Genomic DNA, 6,201 nt, shown 5'->3' on the forward strand with positions numbered 1-6,201 from the left:
CGCTGGCCTGCAGGCCAGCGACCCGGCACTGCGCATGCAACTGGAAACCCTGGCCAGCCGCGGCATCGCCGCGAAGAATTACCTGGTGCTGGCAACCACCAGCCAGAAGCAGGTGCTGACCGCCGCCTACCACAGCTACAAGCGCTGTGGCCTGGCCGGCTGCATCCTGACCAAACTCGATGAAACGGCGAGCCTCGGCGACGTGCTGAGCCTTGCCATCAGTCATGAATTGCCGGTGGCCTACCTGACCGATGGGCCGCGCATTCCCGACGATTTGCACTTGCCCCGGGCGCACCAGCTGGTCACCCGTGCGGTCAATGTGCAGCAGCAGGACGAGCCCAGCGAAGAGGCCATGGCCGATATGTTCGCTGATCTCTATCACAACCCACGGCGAGCGGGTTGATGATGAAGTGTGTGCAACGTAGCTATGCCAAGGGGCACGCAGAATTGCCTCACGTGTGGCCTGAGTCCCAGCGAGACAAGGTAAAGAACAGACATGGGTAGCATGCATCCCGTACAGGTGATCGCCGTGACCGGTGGCAAAGGTGGCGTCGGCAAGACTAACGTTTCAGTGAACCTGTCTCTGGCGCTGGCCGAGCTTGGCCGCAGGGTCATGTTGCTGGACGCCGACCTGGGCCTGGCCAATGTCGACGTATTGCTAGGCCTGACCCCCAAACGCACCCTGGCCGACGTTATTGAAGGGCGCTGTGAGCTGCGCGATGTGATGCTGCAAGGCCCCGGCGGTGTGCGCATCGTACCGGCGGCCTCCGGCACCCAGAGCATGGTGCACCTGGCGCCGGCCCAGCACGCTGGCCTGATCCAGGCGTTCAGCGACGTCGGCGACAACCTCGACGTGCTGGTGATCGACACCGCTGCGGGTATCGGTGACTCGGTGGTCAGCTTCGTTCGCGCGGCCCAGGAAGTGTTGCTGGTGGTGTGCGACGAACCCACCTCGATCACCGACGCCTACGCACTGATCAAACTGCTCAACCGTGACTACGGCATGAACCGCTTCCGGGTGCTGGCCAACATGGCGCAGAGCCCGCAAGAAGGGCGCAACCTGTTCGCCAAGTTGACCAAGGTCACCGATCGCTTCCTTGACGTTGCCCTGCAGTACGTGGGCGCGGTGCCGTACGACGAGTGCGTGCGCAAGGCGGTGCAGAAGCAGCGCGCGGTGTACGAAGCGTTCCCGCGTTCCAAGTGTGCGTTAGCCTTCAAGGCCATTGCGCAGAAGGTCGACAGCTGGCCGTTGCCGGCCAACCCGCGCGGGCATCTGGAATTCTTCGTCGAGCGTCTGGTGCAGCCCACCAGCGCAGGACCGGTACTATGAATGCGAGCGGCTTCAAGATGTACAGCAGGGCGTCGAAAGACGCCCAGTACGAGCTGATCGAACGCTACGCCCCGCTGGTCAAGCGCATCGCCTATCACCTGTTGGCGCGGCTGCCGGCCAACGTCCAGGTCGAAGACCTGATCCAGGCCGGCATGATCGGCTTGCTGGAAGTGGCCAACAAGTATGACGCCAGCAAGGGCGCCAGCTTCGAGACCTACGCCGGCATCCGCATCCGCGGCGCCATGCTCGACGAGGTGCGCAAGGGCGATTGGGCACCGCGTTCGGTGCACCGCAATACCCGCATGGTCAGTGACGCAATGCGCGCCGTTGAAGCAAGAACCGGTCGCGACGCTAAAGATCACGAGGTTGCTGCCGAACTCCAATTGAGTCTCGATGATTACTACGGGATTTTGAACGATACCCTGGGCAGCCGGCTGTTCAGCTTCGACGACCTGTTGCAGGACGGCGAGCACGAAGGCCTGCACGAAGACGGCGCCAGTGGCCAGGTCGAACCGGCGCGGGGCCTTGAAGACGAGCGCTTCCAGGCTGCCCTGACCGATGCGATCGCCAACCTGCCAGAGCGCGAGCGGCTGGTGCTGGCGCTGTACTACGACGAAGAGCTGAACCTCAAGGAAATCGGTGAGGTGCTGGGCGTCAGCGAGTCGCGGGTAAGCCAGTTGCACAGCCAGTGCGCCGCACGTTTGCGCAGCCGTCTGGGTGAGTGGCGGGCGCGCTGAGCGCCAGCCGTTGCACTGAAGACGCTGCAGCCGTTTCACGTTGTGCCGAATTGAATGAATGCGTGCTCGGGGGCCGAGCGCGTTTGAGACTGCTTGGAGGTCTAATTGGACAAGAACATGAAAATCCTCATCGTTGACGACTTTTCGACGATGCGGCGGATCATCAAGAACCTGCTGCGTGATCTGGGCTTCACCAACACCGACGAAGCTGACGACGGCACCACTGCGTTGCCGATGCTGGAAAACGGCCACTACGACTTCCTGGTGACCGACTGGAACATGCCGGGCATGTCCGGTATCGACCTGCTGCGCAAAGTCCGCGCCAGCGAAAAGCTTAAAACCATGCCGGTACTGATGGTGACGGCCGAAGCCAAGCGCGACCAGATCATCGAAGCGGCCCAGGCCGGCGTCAATGGTTACGTGGTCAAGCCGTTCACCGCTCAGGTGCTCAAAGAAAAGATCGAGAAGATCTTCGAACGCGTCAACGGCTGAGTCACGTCAGGGGGCGCGCCATGGATTCATCACAAACGTCTTTGGGGGAGTTCGAATCGACCCTGAAGAAGCATGCCCAGGAGCTGGTAGAGAGCCTGGAGCGCGGGCGCTTCGGCGAGGCGGTGCAGCTGATTCATCAGCTGAACCAGACCCGCGACCGCGGCCTGTATCAGGAAGTCGGCAAGCTGACCCGTGAGCTGCACAGTGCGATCGTCAGTTTCCAGATCGACCCGCACATGCCGCAGGCCGAGGAGGTCTCGCAGATCACCGACGCCACCGAGCGCCTGTCCTATGTGGTCAAGCTGACCGAGGGTGCCGCTAACCGCACCATGGACCTGGTCGAGGAAAGCACGCCGGTGCTCAACGACCTGGCGGGTGAGGCCAAGGCCCTGAGCGTGGACTGGCAGCGCTTCATGCGCCGCGAAGTGGCCGCGCCGGAATTCCGTGACCTGGTCAAACGCGTCGACAGTTTCCTGACGCACAGCGCTGAAGGTAACCGCAAGGTCTCAGGCCACCTCAACGACATTCTGCTGGCTCAGGACTATCAAGACCTGACCGGGCAGGTGATCAAGCGGGTCACCGCACTGGTCACCGAGGTGGAAAGCAACCTGCTCAAGCTCGTGCTGATGGCCAGTCAAGTCGACCGTTTTGCCGGTATCGAACATGACCACCAGCAGCTGCGTGCTGAAAAAGATCAAGAAAAACATCCGACTCGGGGTGAAGGTCCGCAGATTCATGCCGATAAGCGTGAAGACGTCGTGTCCGGTCAGGACGATGTCGATGATCTGCTGTCCAGTCTGGGTTTTTAAGGAGCACGTTTAATGAGCTTCGGCGCCGATGAAGAAATCCTTCAGGATTTCCTGGTAGAAGCCGGCGAAATTCTTGAGCAACTGTCCGAGCAACTGGTCGAGCTGGAAAGCCGACCGGATGATGCCGACCTGCTCAATGCCATTTTTCGCGGTTTCCACACTGTAAAAGGGGGCGCCGGCTTCCTCCAGCTCAACGAGCTGGTGGAGTGCTGCCATATCGCCGAGAACGTGTTCGACATCCTGCGCAAAGGTGAGCGCCGGGTCGACGCCGAATTGATGGACGTGGTGCTGGAGGCGCTGGACACGGTCAACAGCATGTTTGGCCAGGTCCGCGAGCGCAGCGAGGTCATCCCCGCTAACCCAGAACTGCTGGCGGCGTTGTCGCGCCTGGCCGAGCCTGCTGCTGCCGAAGCGGTCGCAGCGCCTGCGGCTGCAGCCGAGCCGGTCGCCGCGGCGCCTGCCGAAGAGCCAGACATCACCGACAGCGAATTCGAGCAGCTGCTCGACTCGCTCGACGCGGTCAAGGCCCAGGCCGCTGCCGATGAGCAGATGCAAGGCGAAACCGTCAGCAGCGCCGGTGACGAAATCACCGACGCCGAATTCGAATCGTTGCTCGACCAGTTGCATGGCAAAGGCCAGTTCAGCGCCGAAGTCGCCGCTGAGCCTGTGGCCAGCGCTGCGGCCCCGGTCAGCGATGAAATCACCGATGAAGAGTTCGAGTCGCTGCTCGACCAGTTGCACGGCAAGGGCACCTTCCAGGCCGATGCCTTGCCGGCCGCCAACGCGCCGGCAGCGGTAGCGCCGCAAAGCGTTGCAGCGGCCAGCCCAACGAGTGACGAGATCAGCGAGCACGAGTTCGAAGCCTTGCTCGATGAGTTGCACGGCAAGGGCAAGTTCTCGGGTGACGCGGTCGCGGTCGAAGCGCCTGTCGCCGCCAAGGTCGAGAGCAAGCCGGTGGCCAAACCGGCACCTGCTCCAGCCGCCGCCCCAGCAGCTGCCAGCAAGCCCGCACCTGCGCCTCGCGCGCCGGCCCCAGCGGCAGAAAAACATGCGGTCAGCGAGGCGGAAACCACCGTGCGCGTCGACACTGCGCGCCTGGACGAGATCATGAACATGGTCGGCGAACTGGTGCTGGTGCGTAACCGCCTGGTGCGCCTGGGCTTGAACAGCGGTGACGAGGCCATGTCCAAGGCCGTGTCGAACCTCGATGTGGTCACCGCTGACCTGCAGACCGCGGTCATGAAGACCCGCATGCAGCCGATCAAGAAAGTCTTCGGCCGCTTCCCGCGCCTGGTTCGCGACCTGGCTCGCCAGCTCAAGAAAGAGATCAACCTGGAGCTGGTCGGTGAAGAAACCGACCTCGACAAGAACCTGGTCGAGGCCCTGGCCGACCCGTTGGTGCACTTGGTGCGCAATGCCGTCGACCATGGCGTCGAGATGCCCGACGAGCGTGAAGCCACCGGCAAGGCGCGTACGGGCCGGGTGGTGCTGTCGGCTGAACAGGAAGGCGACCATATCCTGTTGTCGATCTCTGATGACGGCAAGGGCATGGACCCCAACATCCTGCGCGCCAAGGCCGTGGAAAAGGGCCTGATGGACAAGGACGCCGCCGAGCGTCTGAGCGAGTCGGATTGCTACAACCTGATCTTCGCCCCGGGCTTCTCGACCAAGACCGAGATCTCTGACGTGTCTGGCCGTGGTGTCGGCATGGACGTGGTGAAGACCAAGATTTCCCAGCTCAATGGCTCGATCAACATCTACTCGGCCAAGGGCCAGGGTTCGAAGATCGTCATCAAGGTGCCGCTGACCCTGGCGATCATGCCGACCCTGATGGTGATGCTGGGCAACCAGGCCTTCGCTTTCCCGCTGGTCAACGTCAACGAGATCTTCCACCTCGACCTCTCGCGTACCAACGTGGTCGATGGCCAGGAAGTGGTGATCGTGCGCGACAAGGCATTGCCGCTGTTCTACCTCAAGCGCTGGCTGGTCCAGGGCCAGGTGCACGAAGAGCAGCACGAGGGCCATGTGGTGATCCTGTCGGTCGGCACCCAACGCATCGGCTTTGTCGTCGATCAACTGGTGGGCCAGGAAGAAGTGGTAATCAAGCCGCTGGGCAAGATGCTGCAGGGCACGCCGGGCATGTCCGGGGCCACGATCACCGGCGACGGTCGCATCGCGTTGATCCTCGACGTTCCGAGCATGCTCAAGCGTTACGCCGCGCGGCGTATTTGATTTCGGTGGCGCGCCCTGGCGGGTTGCGCCGCCTAATGGAGTGTTTATGGCAGTCAAGGTCCTGGTGGTGGATGATTCCGGTTTCTTCCGCCGCCGTGTCTCGGAAATCCTCTCGGCGGACCCGACGATCCAGGTAGTGGGTACCGCGACCAATGGCAAGGAAGCAATCGACCAGGCGCTGGCGCTTAAGCCCGATGTCATCACCATGGACTACGAAATGCCCATGATGGACGGCATCACTGCAGTGCGGCACATCATGCAGCGCTGCCCGACGCCGGTGTTGATGTTCTCTTCGCTGACCCATGAAGGCGCCCGGGTGACCCTCGACGCGCTGGATGCTGGTGCGGTGGATTACCTGCCGAAAAACTTTGAAGACATCTCGCGCAACCCCGAGAAGGTCAAGCAGATGCTGTGCGAAAAGGTGCATACCCTGTCGCGCAGCAACCGTCGTTTTGGCAGTTACAACCCGGCACCTGCTGCTGCGCCGGTCACTACCAACAGCAGCCATGCGCCCACCAGCAGCTTCGCAAGCCCATCCTCGGCACCGGCACGCACGGCGCCGCGGCCGGGGTGCGTACCGGCGGCGCCGTGCGTGCCGGTG

The 6,201-nt window shown here is 62.4% G+C and carries 6 protein-coding genes and 1 pseudogene; all 7 read left to right on the forward strand.

Features of this window, described 5'->3' with window-relative positions; all coding sequences use genetic code 11:
• Positions 1-403: pseudogene (flhF, locus tag MFF34_RS26960) on the forward strand (flagellar biosynthesis protein FlhF); the annotation flags it as partial.
• Positions 404-496: 93 nt separating this feature from the next.
• Positions 497-1,330: a flagellar synthesis regulator FleN gene (gene fleN, locus MFF34_RS26965; protein WP_027593013.1), complete on the forward strand. Its 834-nt coding sequence runs from the start codon at positions 497-499 to the stop codon at positions 1,328-1,330.
• Positions 1,327-2,067 (forward strand): RNA polymerase sigma factor FliA, encoded by a 741-nt coding sequence (gene fliA, locus MFF34_RS26970; protein WP_027593012.1) that lies wholly within the window; start codon positions 1,327-1,329, stop codon positions 2,065-2,067. Before fleN ends, fliA begins: the two co-directional genes overlap by 4 nt.
• A gap of 117 nt (positions 2,068-2,184) precedes the next feature.
• A complete protein-coding gene (locus MFF34_RS26975) occupies positions 2,185-2,559 on the forward strand; it encodes a chemotaxis response regulator CheY (protein ID WP_077068541.1) in 375 nt (124 codons plus the stop codon).
• Between the two features lie 20 nt (positions 2,560-2,579).
• Entirely contained in the window at positions 2,580-3,368 is a 789-nt protein-coding gene (locus MFF34_RS26980; RefSeq protein ID WP_027593010.1) for a protein phosphatase CheZ, read from the forward strand.
• Between the two features lie 12 nt (positions 3,369-3,380).
• Entirely contained in the window at positions 3,381-5,600 is a 2,220-nt protein-coding gene (locus MFF34_RS26985) for a chemotaxis protein CheA (RefSeq protein ID WP_238217586.1), read from the forward strand.
• A 46-nt stretch (positions 5,601-5,646) separates the two neighbouring features.
• On the forward strand, positions 5,647-6,201 hold a 555-nt coding region (locus tag MFF34_RS26990; protein WP_238217587.1), incomplete at its 3' end, for a response regulator.

This window comes from Pseudomonas sp. PAGU 2196 (assembly GCF_022179005.1).
Classification (GTDB): Bacteria; Pseudomonadota; Gammaproteobacteria; order Pseudomonadales; family Pseudomonadaceae; genus Aquipseudomonas; species Aquipseudomonas kermanshahensis.

Excerpts from the sequence above, each read along its gene's own strand:
- MFF34_RS26980 (WP_027593010.1), top strand. The coding sequence starts at position 2,580 with ATGGATTCATCACAAACGTCTTTGGGGGAGTTCGAATCGACCCTGAAG.
- MFF34_RS26985 (WP_238217586.1), top strand. The coding sequence starts at position 3,381 with ATGAGCTTCGGCGCCGATGAAGAAATCCTTCAGGATTTCCTGGTAGAA.
- fleN (WP_027593013.1), top strand. The coding sequence starts at position 497 with ATGGGTAGCATGCATCCCGTACAGGTGATCGCCGTGACCGGTGGCAAA.
- MFF34_RS26975 (WP_077068541.1), top strand. The coding sequence starts at position 2,185 with ATGAAAATCCTCATCGTTGACGACTTTTCGACGATGCGGCGGATCATC.
- fliA (WP_027593012.1), top strand. The coding sequence starts at position 1,327 with ATGAATGCGAGCGGCTTCAAGATGTACAGCAGGGCGTCGAAAGACGCC.